This window comes from Curtobacterium sp. VKM Ac-2861 (assembly GCF_013204965.1).
Lineage (GTDB): Bacteria > Actinomycetota > Actinomycetes > Actinomycetales > Microbacteriaceae > Curtobacterium.
In genome coordinates this window covers 267633-287535 of sequence record NZ_JABMLA010000001.1, presented here as the reverse complement: position 1 = coordinate 287535, position 19903 = coordinate 267633, and the positions used below count along the sequence as shown (strand labels likewise).

Sequence of the window (19903 nt, the reverse complement as noted above, 5' to 3'; positions counted from 1 at the left end):
CCTCCAGTCCGAACCCGGAGGACGCGGTGAGGTTCCACGACATGCCGCGCGATGATCACCGAGGTGCCGATCCCGGGCGAACAGCGGCCCGAGATGCCGAGATTTCGGAACCTCGGGGCACACCGCGGAACTTCGTGGCACACCCGCACCCGAGAACCCCGGGGGTGGCGGGTACCCTCTCCCTCGTGAACGGTGCCGGTGTCCTCGACGAATCCGGGCGGCTGCGGCTCCTCGGCTCCGGGGTGACGGGTGCCGCGTTCGCGGTCGTCCTCGTCATGCTCGTGCTGTCGTCGTGGACCGAGGCGACCACCACCGTCCTGGTCTCCGTCGGCATCCCGTCCGCGGCGGCAGGTGCCGCGATCGCCGTGTACCTGCAGCTCCGGTCCTGGCGCGCCGAGGGCGGGTACGAGAACTCAGTCCTGGTCCGCGACTGGGTCGCCGAGGGCCAGATCCCGGTCGGAGTACCCGCCGAGCTGTGGATCCCGCTCGTCCAGGCGCAGGCCGACCGCGAAGGAGCCGGCTGGGGCAAGGTCGTCCTCGGCACGCTGTGGATCGCGATGACGTGGTCGATGCGTGACCAGCACGACGCCCTCATCACGACGATGTTGATCCTGCTCTGGGCCGGCATGGTCCTGTGGGCGGCGGTGTGGGTCATCCCCCGTGCTCGAGCGGCCCGTGCGCTGCTCCGCCGCGGCGTCTCCACGATCGGCTGAGCGACCGCGCGGGACCATCGGCTGAGCGACCGCCGGAGCCCGCTGACTACGCTCGGCGGCATGCAGAGTCGCACCCTCGGTCGCACCGGCCGCGAAGTCTCCCCCATCGGTCTCGGTACGTGGCAGTTCGGCGGTGACTGGGGTCCGGTGAGCGAAGCGGACGCGAACGCCGTGATGGACGCCTCGGTCGCGTCCGGTGTCACGCTCTTCGACACCGCCGACGTGTACGGCGACGGTCGCAGCGAGCAGCTCATCGGTTCGTGGCGCGCATCGAACCCCGACGTTCCGTTGACGGTCACGACGAAGATGGGTCGGCGTGCCGAGCAGGTCCCGGCGAACTACGTCGCGGCGAACTTCCGCGAGTGGGTCGACCGTTCCCGCACGAACCTGCGGCAGGACACGCTCGACCTGGTGCAGCTGCACTGCCCGCCGTCCGAGGTCATCGGCGACGACGCCGTGTACGACGCCCTCGACGCGCTGGTCGCCGACGGCTCGGTCGCCGCCTACGGCGTCAGCGTCGAGACGGCCGACCAGGCACTCGCAGCGATCGCCCGGCCCGGCGTCGCGAGCGTCCAGATCATCCTCAACGCGTTCCGGCTCAAGCCGCTCGATCGCGTGCTGCCGGCGGCCCTGGAGGCAGGGGTCGGCATCCTCGCGCGCGTCCCGTTGGCCTCGGGGTTGCTGTCCGGCAAGTACACGACGGAGACGTCGTTCGCCGAGGGCGACCACCGCAACTACAACCGCCACGGCGAGGCCTTCGACCAGGGCGAGACGTTCAGCGGTGTGGACTACGACGACGGCGTGCGCGCGGCACAGACCTTCGCAGCGTCGCTGCCGGACGCCGTCTCGGTGCCGCAGGCGGCGCTCGCCTGGGTCATCGCGCAGGACGGCGTGACCGCGGCGATCCCCGGAGCCCGCAACCCGGAGCAGGCCCGGTCGAACGCGGCGGCCGGCGACCTGCCGGAGATCGACGGCCTGGACGCCACGGTGCGCGACCTCTACGACACGTGGTTCCGCGCCACGATCCACGACCGCTGGTGAGGACCCGCGTCGTCGCGGTCGCGGTGGCCGCACTCCTGCTGCTGTCGGGCTGCGCAGCGCCGGGGGCGGGGGCGTCGCGCGACGCTCCGCCCTGGCCGCGGCCGACCGACCTGTCCGCCCGTGCCGACGCTGCGGGGCTGCGGAACGTGTGGGGCGAGCGGCTCGCCGAGCACGTCCACACCCACCTGACGATCCTCGACGGCGACACCCCGGTGACGGTCCCGGCGAACATCGGGCACTCGGACCGGGGGAAGTTCGCCGCCGAGATCCACACGCACGACACCTCGGGCATCGTGCACGTCGAGTCCCCCACCGAGCAGACGTTCACGCTCGGTCAGTTCTTCGACGAGTGGGGTGTCTCGCTCGGTCCGGAACACGTCGGCGGCCTGCGCGGCGAGCTCACGGTGTGGGTGGACGGGCGCCGGACGATCGGCAACCCACGCTCCATCGAGCTGACGAACCGGCGCGAGGTCGTCCTGATCGTCACGACGATCGGCGAGGTCCCGCGCCTGCCAGCCCCCTTCGACTGGCCGCCGCAGTACGGCTAGCCGGCACCGCCCGCTCACGCCTCCTTCGGCGCGACCCACGCCAGGTCGAGCTCCCACTGCTCCACGGAGCCGGCAGGCAACTGCCACACGTACTCGTTCTTGAGCTTCTTGCCGTCTTCGCGGAACGGCCCCGTCCGGTACGGGTAGAACGCCACCGTCGGCAGCGTGCCGGGCGGCGCCGTCCGGATCGCGTTCGAGAAGTCCTTGTTCAGCCGCCGCAGTTCGGCGATGACCGCGGGGCGCGCCGCGTCCGAGTCGAAGGACCCGGCGCCCGCAGCGAGCTGGAACGCGATGTGGAGCTGGCGGTCGCCCCGGTCGTCCTCGTAGCTGATGAGCCGGTGGTTCTCGACGGCCTCGAGCAGCTCCGGGTCGCCGTAGACCACGTCGCGCACGACGTCGGGTGCGACGACCGCGCCGTTGTAGTCGACGGACAGGTCGGACCGGCCGTAGTGGAACAGCAGCGGCAGGTCGAGCTCGGCGGCGGCGGCGAGCTCGTCGAAGCCGTGTGCGCGGAGCGCCTGCCGCAGTGGACGCATCCGCACGACGTGCCCGCGGTCGTGGATGTTGTACCGGATCCGCGGACTGATGTTCTCGGACCGGGTGATCGTGACGACGAGTTCGCCGAGTTCGTTCGTCTCGATCAGGTACCCGAACGGGTTGAACTGGAACACCATCGGCAGCACGCCGTACTCGGCCTGCTTCGTCAGCGCGGCGGACAGCTCGGGCGACGCCGCGATCGCCCGGCGCAGCTGCACGCTGAACGGCGTCTCGATGCCGAGGTTGATCTCCAGGTCGCTCGCCCCGTACGAGCCGAGGACGGCCTGCGCGTACTGCTCGATGTGGGCGCGCATGTTCTCGCTGATGCCCTCGCCACCGAACGCCGCGACGATCGTGTACTCGCTCCAGTCGAGCCGGTCGTCCTCGAACAGCGCCTTCAGGAACGGCGGGTAGCTGCAGATGATGTACGTGAAGTCGGTGCCGAACTCGCGCATCGTCTGCACGATCTTGTCGCGGTCGGGCCCGATCGACTTGATCATCGACGACTCGGTGAGCGACGCCGTCACGTTCATGCCGGTGGCCCACGCCCCGAGCGAGAACGCGTTGAGCACGAACGGCTGCTTCGGCAGGTCCTTCGCGGTGCGCGAGAACCCGAGCTGCAGCAGTTGCCGTGTGGCCTGCCGTTCGTCGGGACCGCGCACCCAGCTGGTCGGCGTGCCGCTCGACCCACTCGACTCGTCGACGACGACCCCGCGCCGTGGCAGCCGTCCGTCGACGCAGCGCTCGGGGATGCTCCACCGCTTGACGTACGACTCCTTGTCCATCTCGGGCAGCCCCGAGATCGCTGCGGCGATCCCGCCACGCGTGTCGAGACGGAACGGACGGGAGGCCCGCCCCGCCTCCGCCAGGAACGCCCCGTACGCAGGCACCCGCTTCGCAGCCCGCTCCACGGTCCGCCAGGCACGCCAGCGTCCGAGGGTCCAGCGGAGCGGCTCGATGCCCGGCGTGAGCAGGAGCTTGTGGGTGCCGACGCGCGGCATGAACAGCGCCACGAAGGTCTCGACGACCCAGACGACCGAGAACACCGCGGCGCGCTTCACCGTGCACCCCCGAGCGTCATGGCGGCCGCGGGTCTGCGGTGTGCCAGGGGTGGTGGCGCGCTGTGCCCGAAGCGGAAGAGCATCCACGCCATCCGGCCGTCGGACTCGTCGACGCCGGCCTGTTCGACGAAGGCGGCGTGCGAGCGCGGGTTCGTGATCACGGTGCCGAACGGGTGCAGGGCGATCCCCCGCGCGGTGAACTCGAGCCAGATCCGCATGAACACCCGGCCGGCCTCGACGTACTCGGCCGGCGTGCGGAACGGCCCTTCGAGCCAGCCGAGCTGCCGGACCCCGCGCATGGTCGACAGGTACACGCGCTTGAAGACCCCGCCGACGCCGGGGGCTTCCCACAGCCCGCGGTGCTCCATCGCGAACCGGAGCACCGGTCCGGGCATGAGCATCGTCTCGGCCGACAGACCGTCGCCGGTCGTCGCGGCCTGCCGCTTCGAGAACCGCAGCCAGTGCAGGATCTCGTCGTGCACGGCGTCGTGCTGCAGGTCGTCGAACAGCGTCTCCTGGTTGACGCGCACGATCTCGTCGACGGTCGGCCGGTCAGACGTGGTGCGGAAGCGCTGCCCAGCGGCCGACGCGATGGCGGACGCGGCCTCGATCGCTGCGTCGTCCACCAGGGTGGCGTCGTAGGGCCTGCGTGAGGTGCGCCGCGCGAGGAAGCGGGCCAGGGCCTCCCGGTCGTCCGCCGTGACCGCCCGCGGACGCAAGGTCACGCTGCCCAAGCGGTGCAGACGGTCATCGGCCGCGCCGTCCAGCCGGCCGAAGTCCATCTCGGCGTGGTCGAGCCGCTCCTGCACGGAGAAACCGTGTGCCCGGGCGACGACCTCGAGCCCGGCCAGGAACACCCCCGCGCAGACGTGCCCGAACGGGATGCCGAACGACTCTGCCGGCAGCCCCCGTCGCAGGTCGTAGAACACGGTCGCGGTGCGGTCGTCCTCGACGCGCACGACGATCGGTTGCGAGTTGTGCGGCGACGGGTAGTGTCGCGCGTCCTCGATGATGCCAGTCCACGGTGATGCCATCGGTTCCCCCTCGGTGGTCTCTGGCACCGATCATACGAACACCCTCCGACGCCCATGCCGCTGCCGGCATGCGGGGTCGCCGCGACCTGCGTAGCCTGCTGCCATGGGCACGATCCGGACCGGCACCGACCTCGCCGCGGTCGAGGACGTCGTCGCGGGCATCTCCGCCCACGGTGAGCGGTACCTGGACCGGCTCTTCACCGTGCGGGAGCGCACCGACGCGGGCGACGACCCGGAGCGTCTGGCGGCACGGTTCGCGGGCAAGGAAGCGGTGGTGAAGCTCCTCCGCCCCGCTCCGGACCAGGCGATCCCGCTGCGCGACGTGGCGATCGTCCTCGACGACCGCGGGGCGCCGACGGTCGAGCTGACCGGGGCCGCCGCCGCGCTGGCCGAGTCGGTCGGGTGCGGCCCGATCGCGGTGTCGCTCGCGCACGAGCGGGGGCTCGCGGTCGCGACGGCGGTCGCGCTGTCCGACCGCTGACGGGGCGCACCGGCACCACCACCCGCGCCACCCTGTACCACCGCACAGGGTCGTCGGACGCCGTGCGGTTTCGCGCACCCGCACGGCGGTTTCCCGAGGCCCGGTCTTCCTTATCGTTGCCGTCATGGACCAGGAACCACAGCTCTCCAGCACGACCGCACCGACGGCGACCACGACCGCGACGCTCGCCGACCCGGCGATCGAGCAGGCCGTCCGCCGCGCCCTCGCCGACCACGGGCGCCTGACCGTGGACGCGCAGGACGTCGCCTCGATCGCCGACCTGTACGCGCTCGGGCTGTCGTCGCACGCCACGGTGAACGTCATGCTCGCCGTCGAGTCCGAGCTCGACGTCGAGTTCCCCGACTCGGTCCTGAACCGGTCCACCTTCGCCACCGTCGAGTCGATCGTGGCCGCTGCGGAGCTCGCCTCGTGACCCTGACCATGGCGGCGACCGCGGTCGTCGACCGGTTCGCCGAGCGTGCCGCCGCCGTCGCCGCGGTCGCGGCGCAGTTCGCGGACGAGGTCGACCGCGACGCCCGTCCGCCGCGCGAGGCCATCGCTGCGATGCGCGAGTACGGTCTGCTCGCCGCTGCCGTCCCCGCCGAGCACGGTGGCGAGGGCGCTTCGGTGTCCGAGCTCTCCGCGATCGCCACCGAACTCGGTCGGGCCTGCGCCGCGACCGGCATGGTGTTCGCGATGCACCAGGGCCAGGTCATGGCGCTCTGGCGGCACGGCGGCGACGGTGCCGGCGTGCTCGAGACCATCGCTGCGGTCCGCGACGGCGCACTCGTCGCCTCGGCCACCACCGAGCGCGGTGTCGGTGGCGACGCCCGCCGTTCCACGTGCTCGATCGAGGCCACCGACGACGGCCGGATCCGCCTGCGCAAGGACGCGCCGGTGATCTCGTACGCCACCGAGGCCGACGCGGTGTTCGTCACCGCCCGCCGCGACCCGGACGCCCCGGCCTCCGACCAGCGGCTGCTCATCTGCCGGACCGACTCGATGGTGCTGTCGCAGACCTCCACCTGGGACACCATGGGGCTGCGCGGGACCTGCAGCAACGGCTGGATCCTCGACACCGAGACCACCGTCGACCGGGTGTTCCGCGACGACTACGCCGCCATCTCGGCGCAGACGGTCCTGCCGGTCTCGCACGTGCTCTGGGCCTCGGTGTGGCTCGGCATCGCCGCCTCGGCGAGCGAGCGCGCCCGGACCGCCGTCCGCAAGCAGGCCCGCGCCGCGATCGGGACGACCCCGCCCGGAGCACTCCGGCTCGCCGAACTCCTGGTCGACCTGCAGGCCCTCGCCGACTCCGTCCGGCACGCCGCCGAGCGGTTCGACGCCGCGGCCGACGATCCCGAGGTGCTCGCCTCGAGCGCCTACGCCCTCGCCGCGAACGCCCTGAAGATCGGGGCGTCCGAGCGCGTCACCGACATCGTCACGAAGGCGATGCGGATCGTCGGGATCGCGGGCTACGCGGCCTCCGGCCCGATGAGCATCGCCCGACACCTCCGAGACGCCCACGGCGCCGCCGTCATGGTGAGCAACGACCGTCTCCTCAAGAACGACGCCGACCTGGCCCTCATGACGGGAGTGATCCTGTGACCCTCACGGACCCCACCACCAGCACGACCAGCACGACCAGCCCCACCGCTCCGGACCTCGACGCCGCCCGCGCCGCACTCCGTGCCCGCCTGCTCGCCGACCGCGTGCTCATCGACCTCGGCTCTCCCGGGCTGTACGGCCGCACCGGCGTGTTCGAGCGCGTGTACACGGCGGTCGACGCCGCAGCCGTGCGCAGCCAGCAGGACCTCGACGCCGAGGTGCTGCGGTTCCCGCCGGTCGAGCCGCTCGCCGCGTTCGAGCGCACCGACTACATCGCGTCGTTCCCGGACCTCGCCGCGTCGATCTCCGGCTTCACCGGCGACGACCGCACGCACCGGGCACTGCTCGCCGCACGCGAGCGCGGTGAGCGCTGGGAGGGCTTCCTCGAGCCGGCCGACCTCATGCTCACCCCCGCGGTCTGCCACCCGGTGTACGGCCTGGTCGGCGACACGATCCCGCAGGAGGGCCGCTTCTTCGACATCGTCGGCGACTCCTTCCGCCGCGAGCCGTCGCTCGACCCGATGCGCCTGCAGGCCTTCCACATGCACGAGTTCGTGCACATCGGCACGCCGGCGTCGGCCCAGCAGCACCGCGACGGCCGGATCCCGGTGATGCGCGAGCTGCTCGAGTCGTTCGGGCTCGAGATCGACGTCGTCCCCGCCAACGACCCGTTCTTCGGCCGCGTCGGGCAGATGCTCGCCCGCAACCAGGTCGAGCAGGCGCTCAAGTTCGAGTTCGTCACGCCGGTCTACGGTGACGACCACCCGACCACGGCGATCAGCTCGGCGAACCTGCACGAGGACCACTTCGGCACCTCGTTCGGCCTCCGCACCGCCGACGGCGAGGTCGCCCACAGCGCCTGCATCGCCTTCGGCCTGGAGCGCATCACCATCGCCCTGTTCGCCGCACACGGCACGGACGTCGACGCCTGGCCGGCGTCGGTCCGCGCGGCACTCGAGCTGTGACGACGCTGCACGGATGGTCCGGTTCGCCGGCCGTCCGCGCCGCCGTGCAGCTGCCGCCCGCGGCGCGGGCCGGCGTCGTCATCTGCCCGCCGCTGGGACAGGAGGGCGTGATCGCGTACCGCACGCTCCGCCTGCTCGCAGACCGCCTGGAGGCCCGTGGCATCGCCTCGGTGCGCTACGACCCGTCCGGACGTGGTGACGGCGCACCCGACACCGACCCCGACGCGCAGGTCCGGTCCGCACGCCACACGGCCGCCGTGCTCCGCACGTCGGGAGTACAGCACGTCGCGTTCGTCGGACTCGCCTCCGCAGCCCTCGTCGCCGCGGCCGCCGCGGAGGACACCGACGCCCTGCTCGTCTGGGACGCCCCGGCGTCCGGTCGGGGCTGGCTCCGTCGGCAACGTGCCCTCGCGACGATCACGATCGGCAGCGAGCGGATCGTGGACGGCGTCGAGAGCCTGATCGGCATCGAGGTCGAACCCGACGAGGCGACGGCGCTCTCCGCCCTCGCCTTCGCGCCGCGCACCGGTCCGACCGTGGCGCTGGTGCGGCCCGAGACCCGCGCGCCGAAGGCCCTCGGACCCGTCGAGACCGTCGAGGTGCCCGGCAGCGCCGAGTTGCTCGACGGCACGAGCATCCACGCCCGGATCCCCGGAGCCGCGGTCGACCGAGCCGTCGCCTGGCTCGACGCCTGGGCGCCGACCGCTGCGGCGCCGGTGGTGCCGCCCGTGCTCGACGAGGTCCTGGACGTCGACGGCCGCGTGTCGGAGCGCATCGTCCACCTCGGCCCCGACGCGCTGTTCGCCGTCGAGACCGTGTCGTCCGCCCAGCACCACGACGCCCCGCTCGTCGTCCTGCACAACGGCGCCGCCGAACACCGGGTCGGCGCCACCGACTACCAGGTCGACCTCGCCCGTGCGCTCGCGCGAGACGGCGCCCGCGTCGTCCGGGTCGACCGCCGTGCCACCGGCGAGAGCACCAGCGTGCGCGAGGACGAACGCAGCTTCCTCTTCGCCCAGGAGTGGGTGGAGGACCAGTCCGCCGTCGTCGCCGACCTCGGCACCCCCTCGGACCGCCTGGTGCTCGTCGGCATGTGCGCCGGCGCGTGGCTCGCCGGTCGGTCGGCGGACGAGGCTCCGCGCCTGGTCGTCGAGATCAGCCCGAACGACTACCGCCGGCAGCCGGCGGCCCCCGGCAGCTACGAGGACGCCGTGCGGGCGATCGACGCCCCCTCGGCCGGTCGCCTGTGGGTCCGCCAGCGGTACAACGCCGTCGTGCCGAAGGCCCTGCGCGAGTGGATCGCTCGGCGGGACCGGGTCGGCGGCGTCGTCGAGCACGTCCGACCGCTCGTGGAGCACGGCACCGACGTCGTCGTGATCGCCGCCCCGGACGACGCCGCCCTGTTCGACCGGCTCGGCGGACAGAAGGCCCTGCGCCGCTACGGCGGTGTCGGTCGGCGCGGTTCGGTGTCGATCGTGCGGGTCGAGGACGGCGACCACTCGCTGTTCTCCCCCGTGATGCGTCGCGCCGTGCGAGCCGAGGTGCGTTCCCGCGTCGCGGCGACGTTCCCCGTCCCCGCCTGACCCTGGCGTCCCGACTCCGAACGACACCCTCGACGTCGTACGACAGCGAGGGTGTCGTAGCCGCGCGACCGCAATTGTTGCGGCCACGCGGGGACGACATGGTCGACGTCGTACGACAACCGCTTTGTCGCGCGGGGCGCGCCCGGATCGAGCGCATCGGCGCCGGACGCAGTCAGGCGAGCCCGAGCTCCCGGGCCACGGCGTCCGGGTGCTCGACGTGCGCGAAGTGCCCGCAGTCGTCGAGCAGCAGCGTGCGGACCTGCGGCACGAGCTCCCGCAGGGCCTCGAGGTCCGAGACGCGCGCGAACACGTCGTCGCGCCCGGCGATCGCGGTGACCGGGCAGGTGATCCCCCGCCAGCGGCCGAGGTCGTAGCCCGCGGCGGTCCGCGCCGCGTCGGTGAACCGGGTCGGCCGGAGTTCCTGGACGAAGGCGTCGAGCACGCTGCGGTCGAGGCGTCGCACGTGCGTGAACACGGGCGCGGCGAGCAGCGGCAGCAGCCCGACGCGGGACAGCGCCCGGAGCATCGGCCGCGCGGCCTCGCCGGTGATCGACAGGCCAGCACGCAGCAGGGTGAACGACGGCAGCGTCCGGAGCCCTCGGAGCGGGTGCCGTGCGGCGTCCGCGGTCGCGACGGTCGTGCCGGACACGAGGGCCACCGAGCGCACGCGCCGGGGTGCGACGACCGCCAGGTGCATGCCGACGAAGGCCCCCATCGAGTGCCCGACGACGTCCACCGTCGTGATCCCGAGCGCATCCAGCACCGTGACCAGCGACACGGTCACGTCGTCGAGGTCGAACGCACCGCTCGGCGCCGGCGACGATCCCCATCCCGGCAGGTCGACGAGCACCAGGCCACGGGCACCGACGCCGCGCGCCGCGGTCAGCAGCGGGGTCCACGTCGACCAGGAGCCCGCGACGCCGTGCAGCAGCAGGAGCGGGTCGGGACCCGGGCGGTGGTGCACCACGACGGGTCCGGCGGGCGTCAGGACCTCGGTGCGCCGGAGGTGCCACGTGGCGGGCGTGGGCGACACCGGGTAGGGGGCGTAGGCCTCGGTGGTGACCACACGGTCACGTGCGTCCGTGTCGATGGCGTGCACCGGGCCTCCTGTCCGCTGTCGACGCGGATGCGTCGCAGGAGGGATTCGGAACGCTAGCCGACCGGGACGGGTGCGGTGCAGGCGGCGAGGCGGTCAAGCGCGGCCTTGTACTCGGCGACGTCGCGCTGCAGGCCGGGCTCGGTGATGATCGAGGCCTTGATGCGGCCCTGCACGTCGATGACGAAGGTCGCGCGGGTGGCGAAGCCCTTGTGCTCGAGGAAGACGCCGTACTCCTTCGAGACCGCGCCGTGCGGCCAGAAGTCGGCGAGGAGCTCGAAGTCGTAGCCGTTCAACTCGGCGAACGAGCGGAGCGTGGCCTTGGAGTCGACCGAGATGCCGATCAGCTCGACGCGCTGGTCCTGGAACATCGCGACGTTGTCCTGCAGGGCGCAGAGCTCGTTGGTGCAGTTCGACGAGAACGCGAGCGGGAAGAAGACGAGTGCGACCGGGCGGTTGCCGCGGAAGTCGCTGAGTCGGACGTGCTCACCGAACTGGTTCGGGAGCTCGAAGTCCGGCGCGAGAGAGCCGATCTCGAGAGCCATCGGGACGTGTGCTTCTTCCTCGGGTTGGGGTGTACCCGTCGGGTCCGTGCGCACGCGGGTCGCGTGTGCACGATCGGCCATGCTACGCCGACCGCACCCGAATGGGAGCACCCGCCACGTGCACCGCACCATCAGCATCACCGTCGGTGCTGGGGCCTAGAGTGGACGGGGCCCCATCCGGTCGTGACCCGACCACCGGAGCCACCATGTCCACCACCACGAGAACGAACGAGGTCAAGGGTGACGGTGAACGACCAGGACCCGTACAGCACCGGGGCGAACGACCAGGACCCGCAGGAGACCGCCGAATGGCGTGAGTCCCTCGACGGATTGGTCCAGACCCACGGACACCAGCGCGGTCGCGAGATCATGCTGAGCCTGCTCAAGCGGTCCAAGGAACTGCACCTCGGTGTGCCGATGGTCCCGACGACGGACTACGTGAACACCATCGCGCCGGAGAACGAACCCGAGTTCCCCGGCGACGAGGAACTGGAGCGCCGGTACCGCCGGTGGATCCGCTGGAACGCGGCCATCACGGTGCACCGCGCGCAGCGTCCGGGCATCAGCGTCGGCGGCCACATCTCGACGTACGCGTCGAGCGCCGCGCTGTACGAGGTCGGCTACAACCACTTCTTCCGCGCGCAGGACCACGCGTCCGGCGGCGACCAGGTGTTCTTCCAGGGCCACGCCTCTCCCGGCATGTACGCCCGCGCCTACATGGAAGGACGTCTCGGCGAGGACCAGCTCGACGGGTTCCGGCAGGAGAAGTCCCACGCCGGCGGCGGCCTGTCGTCGTACCCGCACCCCCGGCTCATGCCGCACTTCTGGCAGTTCCCGACCGTGTCGATGGGCATCGGCCCGATCAACGCGATCTACCAGGCGCAGCAGGCCAAGTACCTCACCAACCGCGGCATCAAGGACGCCTCCGACCAGCAGGTCTGGGCGTTCCTCGGCGACGGGGAGATGGACGAGGTCGAGTCGCGCGGACAGCTCCAGGTCGCCGCGAACGACGGCCTCGACAACCTGAACTTCGTGATCAACTGCAACCTGCAGCGACTCGACGGTCCGGTGCGCGGCAACGGCAAGATCATCCAGGAGCTCGAGGCGTTCTTCCGCGGTGCGGGCTGGAACGTCATCAAGGTCGTCTGGGGCCGTGAGTGGGACGACCTGCTCGCTCGCGACACCGAGGGCGCGCTGCTCAACCTGATGAACCAGACGCCGGACGGCGACTACCAGACGTACAAGGCCGAGAACGGCGCGTACGTCCGCGAGAACTTCTTCGGGCGCGACCCGAAGGCGCTCGAGCTCATCGAGGGCTACAGCGACGACCAGGTCTGGAACCTCAAGCGCGGTGGCCACGACTACCGCAAGGTCTACGCCGCGTTCAAGGCCGCGACCGAGCACAAGGGCCAGCCGACGGTCATCCTGGCGAAGACGGTCAAGGGCTACGGCCTCGGCCCGAGCTTCGAGGGCCGCAACGCGACCCACCAGATGAAGAAGCTCACGCTCGACAACCTCAAGCAGTTCCGCGACGAGATGCGCATCCCGATCTCCGACGCGCAGCTGGAAGAGAACCCCTACACGCCGCCGTACTACCACCCGGGCAACGACGACGAAGCGATCCAGTACATGCACGAGCGTCGTCAGGCGCTCGGCGGCTACGTGCCGGAGCGTCGGACCAAGTACACCTCGATCACCCTCCCCGAGGACGCGAAGTACCAGGTCGTCAAGAAGGGCTCCGGCAAGCAGGAGATCGCCACCACCATGGCGTTCGCCCGACTGCTGAAGGACCTGCTCCGGTCCCCCGACTTCGGCAATCGCGTGGTGCCGATCATCCCGGACGAAGCCCGCACGTTCGGCATGGACGCGTACTTCCCGACGGCGAAGATCTACAACCCGAACGGCCAGCACTACACCTCGGTCGACCGCGAGCTGCTCCTGGCGTACAAGGAGAGCCCGCAGGGCCAGATCATCCACGTCGGCATCAACGAGGCCGGGGCCATGGCGGCGTTCACCGCGGTGGGCACCTCGTACTCGACGCAGGGCGAGCCGCTCATCCCGGTCTACGTCTTCTACTCGATGTTCGGGTTCCAGCGCACGGGTGACGCCATCTGGGCCGCCGGCGACCAGATGACCCGTGGCTTCATGATCGGCGCCACCGCCGGTCGCACGACGCTGACGGGCGAGGGGCTGCAGCACGCCGACGGCCACTCGCTGCTCCTCGCGACGACGAACCCGGCCGTGGTGTCCTACGACCCCGCGTACGGGTACGAGATCGGGCACATCGTGCAGGCCGGCCTCGACCGGATGTACGGCACGAACGAGGACGGCTCGCCGAAGCACAGCGACCCGAACGTCATGTACTACCTGACGGTCTACAACGAGCCGATCGTCCAGCCGGCCGAGCCCGAGGGCATCGACGTCGACGGCATCGTCAAGGGCATGTACCTGCTCAAGCCGAGCGAGCACGACGGCCCGAAGGCCCAGCTGCTCGCTTCCGGTGTGGCCGTGCCGTGGATCCTCGAGGCGCAGCAGCTCCTCGCCGAGGACTGGGGCGTCTCCGCCGACGTCTGGAGCGTCACGAGCTGGGGTGAGCTGTACCGCGACGGTCTCGACGCGGAGCAGCACGCGTTCCTCAACCCGAACGAGTCGCCGCGCACGCCGTACGTCACCGAGCGCCTGCTCGCCACCGAGGGGCCGGTCGTCGCCGTCAGCGACTTCATGCACCAGGTGCAGGAGCAGATCCGCCCGTTCGTGCCGACCGACTACGCCACGCTCGGCGCCGACGGCTTCGGCTTCTCGGACACCCGTCCGGCCGCTCGTCGCTTCTTCCACATCGACGGCCCCTCGGTCGTCGTGCGGACGCTGCAGCAGCTCGCCCGCCAGGGCAAGGTCGACGGCGCACTCGTCCAGCAGGCGATCGACAAGTACCGCCTGCACGACGTGACCGCCGGCACCACGGGCAGCGCGGGCGGCGAGAGCTGATCAGCAGGTGACGCCCGTCCAGCCGGACACCGAGGGCCTGTCGAAGGCCCAGAGCCAGGAGAGCGCGCGCGAGCGGGCGCTCTCCTGGCTCCGTCAGGTGTCCGGAGAACTCTCCACCGCCACGATCAAGCGGCTCGAGGACACCCTCCCCTGGTACAGCGAGATGCCGCCGGGGCGCCGCTCCGCCGTGGGCCTCGTCGCCCAGGCGGGCATCACCTCGTTCATCAGCTGGCTCGAGGGCACCGCGTCGACGCCGTGGATCGCCGCGGCCGACGTGTTCGGTTCAGCCCCGCGTGAGCTGCTGCGCTCGGTGAGCCTGCAGCAGACCCTGCAGCTCATCCGCGTGGTGGTCACCGTGGTCGAGGAACGCGCCGCCGACGACGAGATGCTGCAGGAAGCCATCCTGAAGTACTCGCGGGACATCGCCTTCGCGGCAGCGGACGTCTACGCCCGGGCGGCCGAGGCCCGCGGGCTGTGGGACGCCCGACTCGAAGCGCTCGTGGTCGACTCGATCCTGTCGGGCGAGTACGACGACGAACTGCCGTCCCGCATCGCGGCCCTCGGGTGGCACGGGCACGGCGAGGTCGCGGTGCTCGTCGGCACGGCACCGAAGCAGCTCGAGGTCGACCAGGTCCGCCGCACCGCGCGCCACATGGACGCCGACGTGCTCGTCGGCGTGCAGGGCTCGCGCCTCGTCGTGGTGATCGGGCGCTCGACCCCGCGGGACGACGTGCCCGAGGGGGAGGACCCGGTCTCGTTCACGGCCATCGCGCAGGCGCTCGAGCCGCTGTTCGGCGAGGGCCACCTGGTGCTCGGCAACGAGGTCCCCGGGGTCGTCGACGCCTCGACCAGCGCGAAGGCGGCCCTCGCCGGGTTCGCCGTCGCGCGGGCATGGCGCGGGGTCCCCCGTCCGGCGCTGGCCGACGACCTGCTGCCCGAACGCGCCCTGGCCGGCGACCCGCTCGCGCGGTCCGCCCTGGTGCAGCGCATCTACGTGCCGCTCAAGGACCAGTCCACCGAGCTCCTGCAGACCCTGTGGTGCTACCTGGACACCGGTCGGTCGCTCGAGGCCACGGCGCGCGAGCTCTTCGTGCACCCGAACACCGTCCGCTACCGCCTGCGCCGCGTCGCGGACATCATCGGGTGGGACGCCACGCACGCTCGGGACGCCCTGATCGTGCAGTCGGCCCTGATCCTCGGCGCGATGTCCGAATCGGCCACCGGTCGTCGCCGGATCACCCCACGCCGGTAGGGAACCGACAATGTCACGCGGGGTTTCGTGTGGGAAGCCCACACGGGCCCCGCGGTGCATGAGCGACAGGATTGTCCGGTGATCGTCGTCGTCGCGCCCGGACAGGGCTCCCAGACCCCCGGCTTCCTCGCCCCCTGGCTCGAGGACGCCGCCGTTCGTGAACGTGTCGGGCAGTGGTCCGAGTCGATCGGGGTGGACCTCGCCGCACACGGCACCACGTCGGATGCGGACACCATCAAGGACACCGCACTCGCGCAGCCCCTCATCGTCGCCGCCGGTCTCGTGACCGCCGACGCGCTGCTGGCCGACGGCCGCCGTGCGCTCGTCGGCGGGGTCGCCGGGCACTCGGTCGGCGAGTTCACCGCCGCCGCGGTCGCCGGGGTCCTCGAGCCGACCGACGCCGTGTCGCTCGTCGCCGAGCGAGGCCGGGCCATGGCGGACGCCGCTGCCCTCGAAGCGACCTCGATGGCCGCCGTGCTCGGTGGCGACGCCGACGCGGTCGCCGCAGCACTGCAGTCCCACGGGCTCGTCCCCGCGAACCACAACGGCGGCGGCCAGACCGTCGTCGCCGGCACGGCCGCCGGCATCGCCGCGCTCGTGGCGGACCCGCCCGCCAAGGCCCGCGTGGTCCCGCTCGCCGTCGCCGGTGCGTTCCACACCCACTTCATGGCCCCCGCGGTCGAGCGCGTGGCCCCGGTCGCCGCGGCCGCCACGGTGCACGACCCGACCCTGCCGATCTGGACCAACGCCGACGGCTCACGGGTCGACGACGGTCGCCGGTTCGTCGACCTGATGGTCCAGCAGATCGCGAGCCCCGTGCACTGGGACGCCGTGATGGAGTCGTTCGCGGCCGCCGGCGTCACCGGCATCATCGAGCTCGCGCCGGCCGGCGCCCTGGTCGGGCTCGCCAAGCGCGGCCTGCGCGGCACGCCGTCCGTCGCCATCAAGACCCCCGAGGACCTGCCCGCAGCGATCGACCTGCTGCAGCGCGCGGACCAGGAAGCAGACGCCACCGCATGACCGAACGTCCCGCACTCTCCCAGCGCCGCGGCCACGAGTTCACCCGGATCCTGGCCTTCGGCGCCGCCCGCGGCGAAAACGTCGTGCCGAACGACGACCTGGTCGGCCCGATCGACTCGTCCGACGAGTGGATCCGCCAGCGCACCGGGATCATCACGCGCAAGCGTGCCGGCAAGGACGTCGAGGCCGTCGACCTCGCCGAGACCGCCGCGCGCGAGGCGATCGAGAAGGCCGGCCTGTCCCCCGACCAGATCGGTGTCGTGCTGGTCAGCACCGTGACGCACACCGTCGCGACCCCGTCGATGGCGTCGCTGCTCGCCGAGCGGATCGGCGCGACGCCCGCCGCCGCGTACGACATCAGCGCCGCGTGCGCCGGGTACGCCTACGGCATCGCCCAGGCCGACTCGTTCATCAAGTCCGGCCTCGCCGACCACGTCCTGGTCGTCGGTGCCGAGAAGCTCAGTGACGTCGTCGACCCGACCGACCGCTCGATCTCGTTCCTGCTCGGTGACGGTGCCGGCGCGGCCGTCGTCGGCCCGAGCGACTTCCCCGGAATCGCCCCGACCATCTGGGGCTCGGACGGCTCGAAGTGGGACGCCATCGGCATGACGGCGACCTACAACGAGTGGGAGGCCGGCGCGCCCCGCCCGACCATGCGCCAGGCGGGCCAGACGGTCTTCCGCTGGGCCGTGTGGGAGATGGTGAAGGTCGCCCGCGAAGCGCTCGAGACCGCCGGTGTCCGACCGGAGGACCTCGCGGCGTTCGTGCCGCACCAGGCGAACATCCGCATCATCGACGAGTTCGCGAAGCAGCTCGGCCTGCCCGAGTCGGTCACGATCGCCCGTGACATCACCACCACCGGCAACACCTCCGCCGCGAGCATCCCGCTCGCCACCCACCGCCTGCTCGAGGAACACCCCGAGCTGTCCGGCGGGCTCGCCCTGCAGATCGGCTTCGGTGCCGGGCTCGTGTTCGGCGCCCAGGTCGTCGTCCTGCCCTGATCCCACCCGGCCGCGCATCCCGCGCGGCCAGCGACCACCCCGACGAGTCTCCGGGCGCGAGCACGCTGCGTGCCCTAGGCTGGTCCACGGTCAAACGACACCCCCCTCAAGGAGAAACTCATGGCCCTGTCCAACGAAGAAGTCCTCGCCGGCCTGGCCGAGCTGATCAACGACGAGACCGGTATCGCCACCGACACCGTCGCCGCCGACAAGTCCTTCACGGACGACCTCGACATCGACTCCATCTCGATGATGACCATCGTGGTCAACGCCGAGGAGAAGTTCGACGTGAAGATCCCGGACGAAGAGGTCAAGAACCTCAAGACCGTGGGCAACGCGGTCGACTACATCGTCAAGGCCCAGGCCTGACACGAGCTTCCTGAGCGCCGCGGCCAGCGGTCACCGTCGGCCGCGGCGCTCATCTTGTTCCCCAACGAAAGAACCGTCGTTCCATGACCAAGAAGACCGTCGTCGTCACCGGGATCGGTGCGATCTCACCCCTCGCCGCGACTGCCCCGGAAACGTGGGACGCGCTGCTCGCCGGCAAGTCCGGCATCACCCGCATCGAGGACCCGCGCTACGCCGAGCTCGAACTCCCCGTGGAGTTCGCCGGCCAGGCACGTCGGTTCCTCACCGACCAGCTCACCCGCCCCGAGTCGAAGCGCCTGGACCCCTCGTCGCAGCTGTCGCTCGTCGCGGCGCGTGAGGCGTGGGCCGACGCCGGCATCGACGCCGAGTCCGTCGTCCCCGAGCGCCTCATCGTCGACTGGGCGACCGGCATCGGTGGCGTGAACACCCTGCTCGACGCCTGGGACACCCTGCGCGAGAAGGGCCCGCGTCGGGTCCTGCCGATGACGGTCCCGATGCTCATGGCGAACGGTCCGGCCGCCGCCATCGAGATGGAGTTCGGCGCCCGTGGTGGCGCCCGCACCTACCTGTCGGCGTGCGCCTCGTCGACCGAGTCCCTGGCCGAGGCGTACCGCCACGTCGCCGACGGGGACGCCGACATCGTCATCACCGGTGGCGCCGAGGCCGCACTGCACCCGCTGCCCCTGGCGGCGTTCGCGGCGATGCAGGCACTGTCGCGCCGCAACGACTCCCCCGAGACCGCGTCGCGTCCGTACGACGTCACCCGCGACGGCTTCGTCCTCGGTGACGGCGCCGCGGCGCTCATCCTCGAGTCGAAGGAACACGCCGAGGCCCGCGGTGCGACCATCTACGCCGAGGTCGCCGGCGCCGGCATCACCTCGGACGCGTTCCACATCACGGCACCGGACCCCGAGGGCAGCGCTGCCGCCCGTGCGGTCCTGCAGGCCCTCGACCACGCCGGTGCCAGCCGCGAGGACGTCGTGCACGTGAACGCGCACGCCACCTCGACCCCGGTCGGCGACGTCGCTGAGTACCACGCCATGCGTCGCGTGTTCGGCGACCACCTCGACGACATCGTCGTGTCGGCGACCAAGGCGTCGACGGGTCACCTGCTCGGTGGTGCCGGTGCGATCGAGGCCGCGTTCACGGTCCTCGCGCTGCACAACCGTGTCGCGCCGCCGACGATCAACCTCAACGACCAGGACCCGGAGATCGTCATGGACGTCGCGCGCGAGCCGCGCGCGCTGCCCGACGGCGACCTCCTCGCGGTGAGCAACTCGTTCGGCTTCGGCGGCCACAACGCCGTGGTCGCGTTCCGCAGCGTCTGATCCGTCGCACCCTGCCAGGAGGCCCGTCCCGCGTCGTCGGGGCGGGCTTCCGTCGTTCCGTGGCACCGTCCAGTGCCCGACGACGGGTCAGCCGACGCGGTGCAGCCAGACGACGGGGTTGCCCTCGGCCGCGTGCCGGAAGGGCTCGAGCTCGTCGTCCCAGGCCTGTCCGAGCGCGAGCCGGAGCTCACGGTGGAGTTCGAGCGCGTTGCTGCCCGCGACCTCCATCGCGTAGCGGACGCGGTCCTCGGGGATGACCATGTTCCCGGTCACGTCGGTCTGCGCGTAGAAGACCCCGAGGTCGGGCGTGTGCATCCAGCGGCCACCGTCGGACTCGGTCGTCGGTTCCTCGGTCACCTCGTAGCGCAGGTGCTCCCAGCCGCGGAGCGCGGAGGCGATCGCGGCACCGGCACCGACCGCACCGGTCCAGGTGAACTCGGTCCGCCGGGCACCGTCCTGTGCCGGCTGGTCGAGCCACGAGAAGTTCACGGCGCGGTTCATCGCGCGACCTGCTGCCCATTCGACGTGCGGGCAGAGCGCGCGGGGTGAGGAGTGCACGTAGAGCACTCCTGTCGTCGTTCCGTTCACGGTTCCTCCGATACGTCAGGTGCGACTTCCCCATCGACCTGGTGCGGAGGATCCGAGCGGCTGCGAGCCACGGAACCATTCGGTATGCGATTGTGATGTCCCGACAGGACACGCCCATTATGCAGCGTTCCGGCTGGGAACGGCAAGGACC

At 71.5% G+C, this 19903-nt stretch carries 19 protein-coding genes; 14 read left to right on the top strand and 5 right to left on the bottom strand.

What is annotated here, in order from left to right; translation table 11 throughout:
* Positions 1-185 precede the first annotated feature (185 nt).
* Genes HQQ88_RS01255 through HQQ88_RS01245 form a run of 3 tightly spaced genes read left to right on the top strand, consistent with a single transcriptional unit; the run spans position 186 to position 2302 of the window.
* The gene (locus HQQ88_RS01255; RefSeq protein WP_111085686.1) at positions 186-713 is read left to right on the top strand and encodes a hypothetical protein; all 528 of its coding nucleotides are present in this window, start codon (positions 186-188) and stop codon (positions 711-713) included.
* A 60-nt stretch (positions 714-773) separates the two neighbouring features.
* The gene (locus HQQ88_RS01250) at positions 774-1754 is read left to right on the top strand and encodes an aldo/keto reductase (protein ID WP_173168409.1); all 981 of its coding nucleotides are present in this window, start codon (positions 774-776) and stop codon (positions 1752-1754) included.
* Entirely contained in the window at positions 1751-2302 is a 552-nt protein-coding gene (locus HQQ88_RS01245; protein ID WP_123292588.1) for a hypothetical protein, read from the top strand. The genes HQQ88_RS01250 and HQQ88_RS01245 overlap by 4 nt, the downstream gene beginning before the upstream one ends.
* A 14-nt stretch (positions 2303-2316) precedes the next feature.
* Here the strand turns inward: HQQ88_RS01245 and HQQ88_RS01240 are convergent, their stop codons facing one another.
* Together HQQ88_RS01240 and HQQ88_RS01235 are read right to left on the bottom strand one after the other, a co-directional pair.
* A complete protein-coding gene (locus HQQ88_RS01240; protein WP_367916962.1) occupies positions 2317-3900 on the bottom strand; it encodes a phenylacetate--CoA ligase family protein in 1584 nt (527 codons plus the stop codon).
* A complete protein-coding gene (locus tag HQQ88_RS01235) occupies positions 3897-4934 on the bottom strand; it encodes a hypothetical protein (RefSeq protein ID WP_173168408.1) in 1038 nt (345 codons plus the stop codon). Before HQQ88_RS01235 ends, HQQ88_RS01240 begins: the two co-directional genes overlap by 4 nt.
* A 103-nt stretch (positions 4935-5037) precedes the next feature.
* Here HQQ88_RS01235 and HQQ88_RS01230 point away from each other — a divergent pair, with 103 nt between their 5' ends.
* From HQQ88_RS01230 to HQQ88_RS01210, 5 genes are all read left to right on the top strand, one after another.
* Complete coding sequence (locus HQQ88_RS01230) at positions 5038-5415, top strand: holo-ACP synthase (RefSeq protein WP_131920443.1); 378 nt, start codon at positions 5038-5040, stop codon at positions 5413-5415.
* A 124-nt stretch (positions 5416-5539) separates the two neighbouring features.
* On the top strand, positions 5540-5848 hold the full coding sequence (locus HQQ88_RS01225; protein WP_123292585.1) for an acyl carrier protein: 309 nt from the start codon (positions 5540-5542) through the stop codon (positions 5846-5848).
* A complete protein-coding gene (locus tag HQQ88_RS01220) occupies positions 5845-7020 on the top strand; it encodes an acyl-CoA dehydrogenase family protein (RefSeq protein WP_207895428.1) in 1176 nt (391 codons plus the stop codon). Before HQQ88_RS01225 ends, HQQ88_RS01220 begins: the two co-directional genes overlap by 4 nt.
* Positions 7017-7985, top strand: coding sequence for an amino acid--[acyl-carrier-protein] ligase (locus tag HQQ88_RS01215; protein WP_131846202.1), 969 nt, complete (start codon positions 7017-7019; stop codon positions 7983-7985). Before HQQ88_RS01220 ends, HQQ88_RS01215 begins: the two co-directional genes overlap by 4 nt.
* Positions 7982-9568, top strand: a complete 1587-nt coding sequence (locus tag HQQ88_RS01210) for an alpha/beta fold hydrolase (RefSeq protein ID WP_173168407.1) — start codon at positions 7982-7984, stop codon at positions 9566-9568. The genes HQQ88_RS01215 and HQQ88_RS01210 overlap by 4 nt, the downstream gene beginning before the upstream one ends.
* A gap of 172 nt (positions 9569-9740) precedes the next feature.
* Here HQQ88_RS01210 and HQQ88_RS01205 read toward each other — a convergent pair whose 3' ends face one another.
* Together HQQ88_RS01205 and HQQ88_RS01200 are read right to left on the bottom strand one after the other, a co-directional pair.
* Entirely contained in the window at positions 9741-10667 is a 927-nt protein-coding gene (locus tag HQQ88_RS01205) for an alpha/beta hydrolase (RefSeq protein ID WP_173168406.1), read from the bottom strand.
* Between the two features lie 53 nt (positions 10668-10720).
* Entirely contained in the window at positions 10721-11209 is a 489-nt protein-coding gene (locus HQQ88_RS01200) for a peroxiredoxin (RefSeq protein WP_111085695.1), read from the bottom strand.
* Positions 11210-11449: 240 nt separating this feature from the next.
* Between HQQ88_RS01200 and aceE the strand changes: the two genes are divergently transcribed.
* From aceE to HQQ88_RS01170, 6 genes are all read left to right on the top strand, one after another.
* Positions 11450-14194, top strand: a complete 2745-nt coding sequence (gene aceE, locus HQQ88_RS01195; protein ID WP_123292581.1) for a pyruvate dehydrogenase (acetyl-transferring), homodimeric type — start codon at positions 11450-11452, stop codon at positions 14192-14194.
* Between the two features lie 37 nt (positions 14195-14231).
* The gene (locus HQQ88_RS01190; protein WP_111085717.1) at positions 14232-15446 is read left to right on the top strand and encodes a CdaR family transcriptional regulator; all 1215 of its coding nucleotides are present in this window, start codon (positions 14232-14234) and stop codon (positions 15444-15446) included.
* A 78-nt stretch (positions 15447-15524) separates the two neighbouring features.
* Entirely contained in the window at positions 15525-16466 is a 942-nt protein-coding gene (locus HQQ88_RS01185; protein WP_132100547.1) for an ACP S-malonyltransferase, read from the top strand.
* On the top strand, positions 16463-17467 hold the full coding sequence (locus tag HQQ88_RS01180) for a beta-ketoacyl-ACP synthase III (RefSeq protein ID WP_111085698.1): 1005 nt from the start codon (positions 16463-16465) through the stop codon (positions 17465-17467). The genes HQQ88_RS01185 and HQQ88_RS01180 overlap by 4 nt, the downstream gene beginning before the upstream one ends.
* A 120-nt stretch (positions 17468-17587) precedes the next feature.
* Complete coding sequence (locus HQQ88_RS01175) at positions 17588-17836, top strand: acyl carrier protein (protein WP_017886710.1); 249 nt, start codon at positions 17588-17590, stop codon at positions 17834-17836.
* 83 nt (positions 17837-17919) lie between these two features.
* On the top strand, positions 17920-19164 hold the full coding sequence (locus HQQ88_RS01170) for a beta-ketoacyl synthase (RefSeq protein WP_123292578.1): 1245 nt from the start codon (positions 17920-17922) through the stop codon (positions 19162-19164).
* Between the two features lie 87 nt (positions 19165-19251).
* Here HQQ88_RS01170 and HQQ88_RS01165 read toward each other — a convergent pair whose 3' ends face one another.
* On the bottom strand, positions 19252-19752 hold the full coding sequence (locus HQQ88_RS01165; RefSeq protein WP_235035923.1) for a DUF3145 domain-containing protein: 501 nt from the start codon (positions 19750-19752) through the stop codon (positions 19252-19254).
* Positions 19753-19903 lie beyond the last annotated feature (151 nt).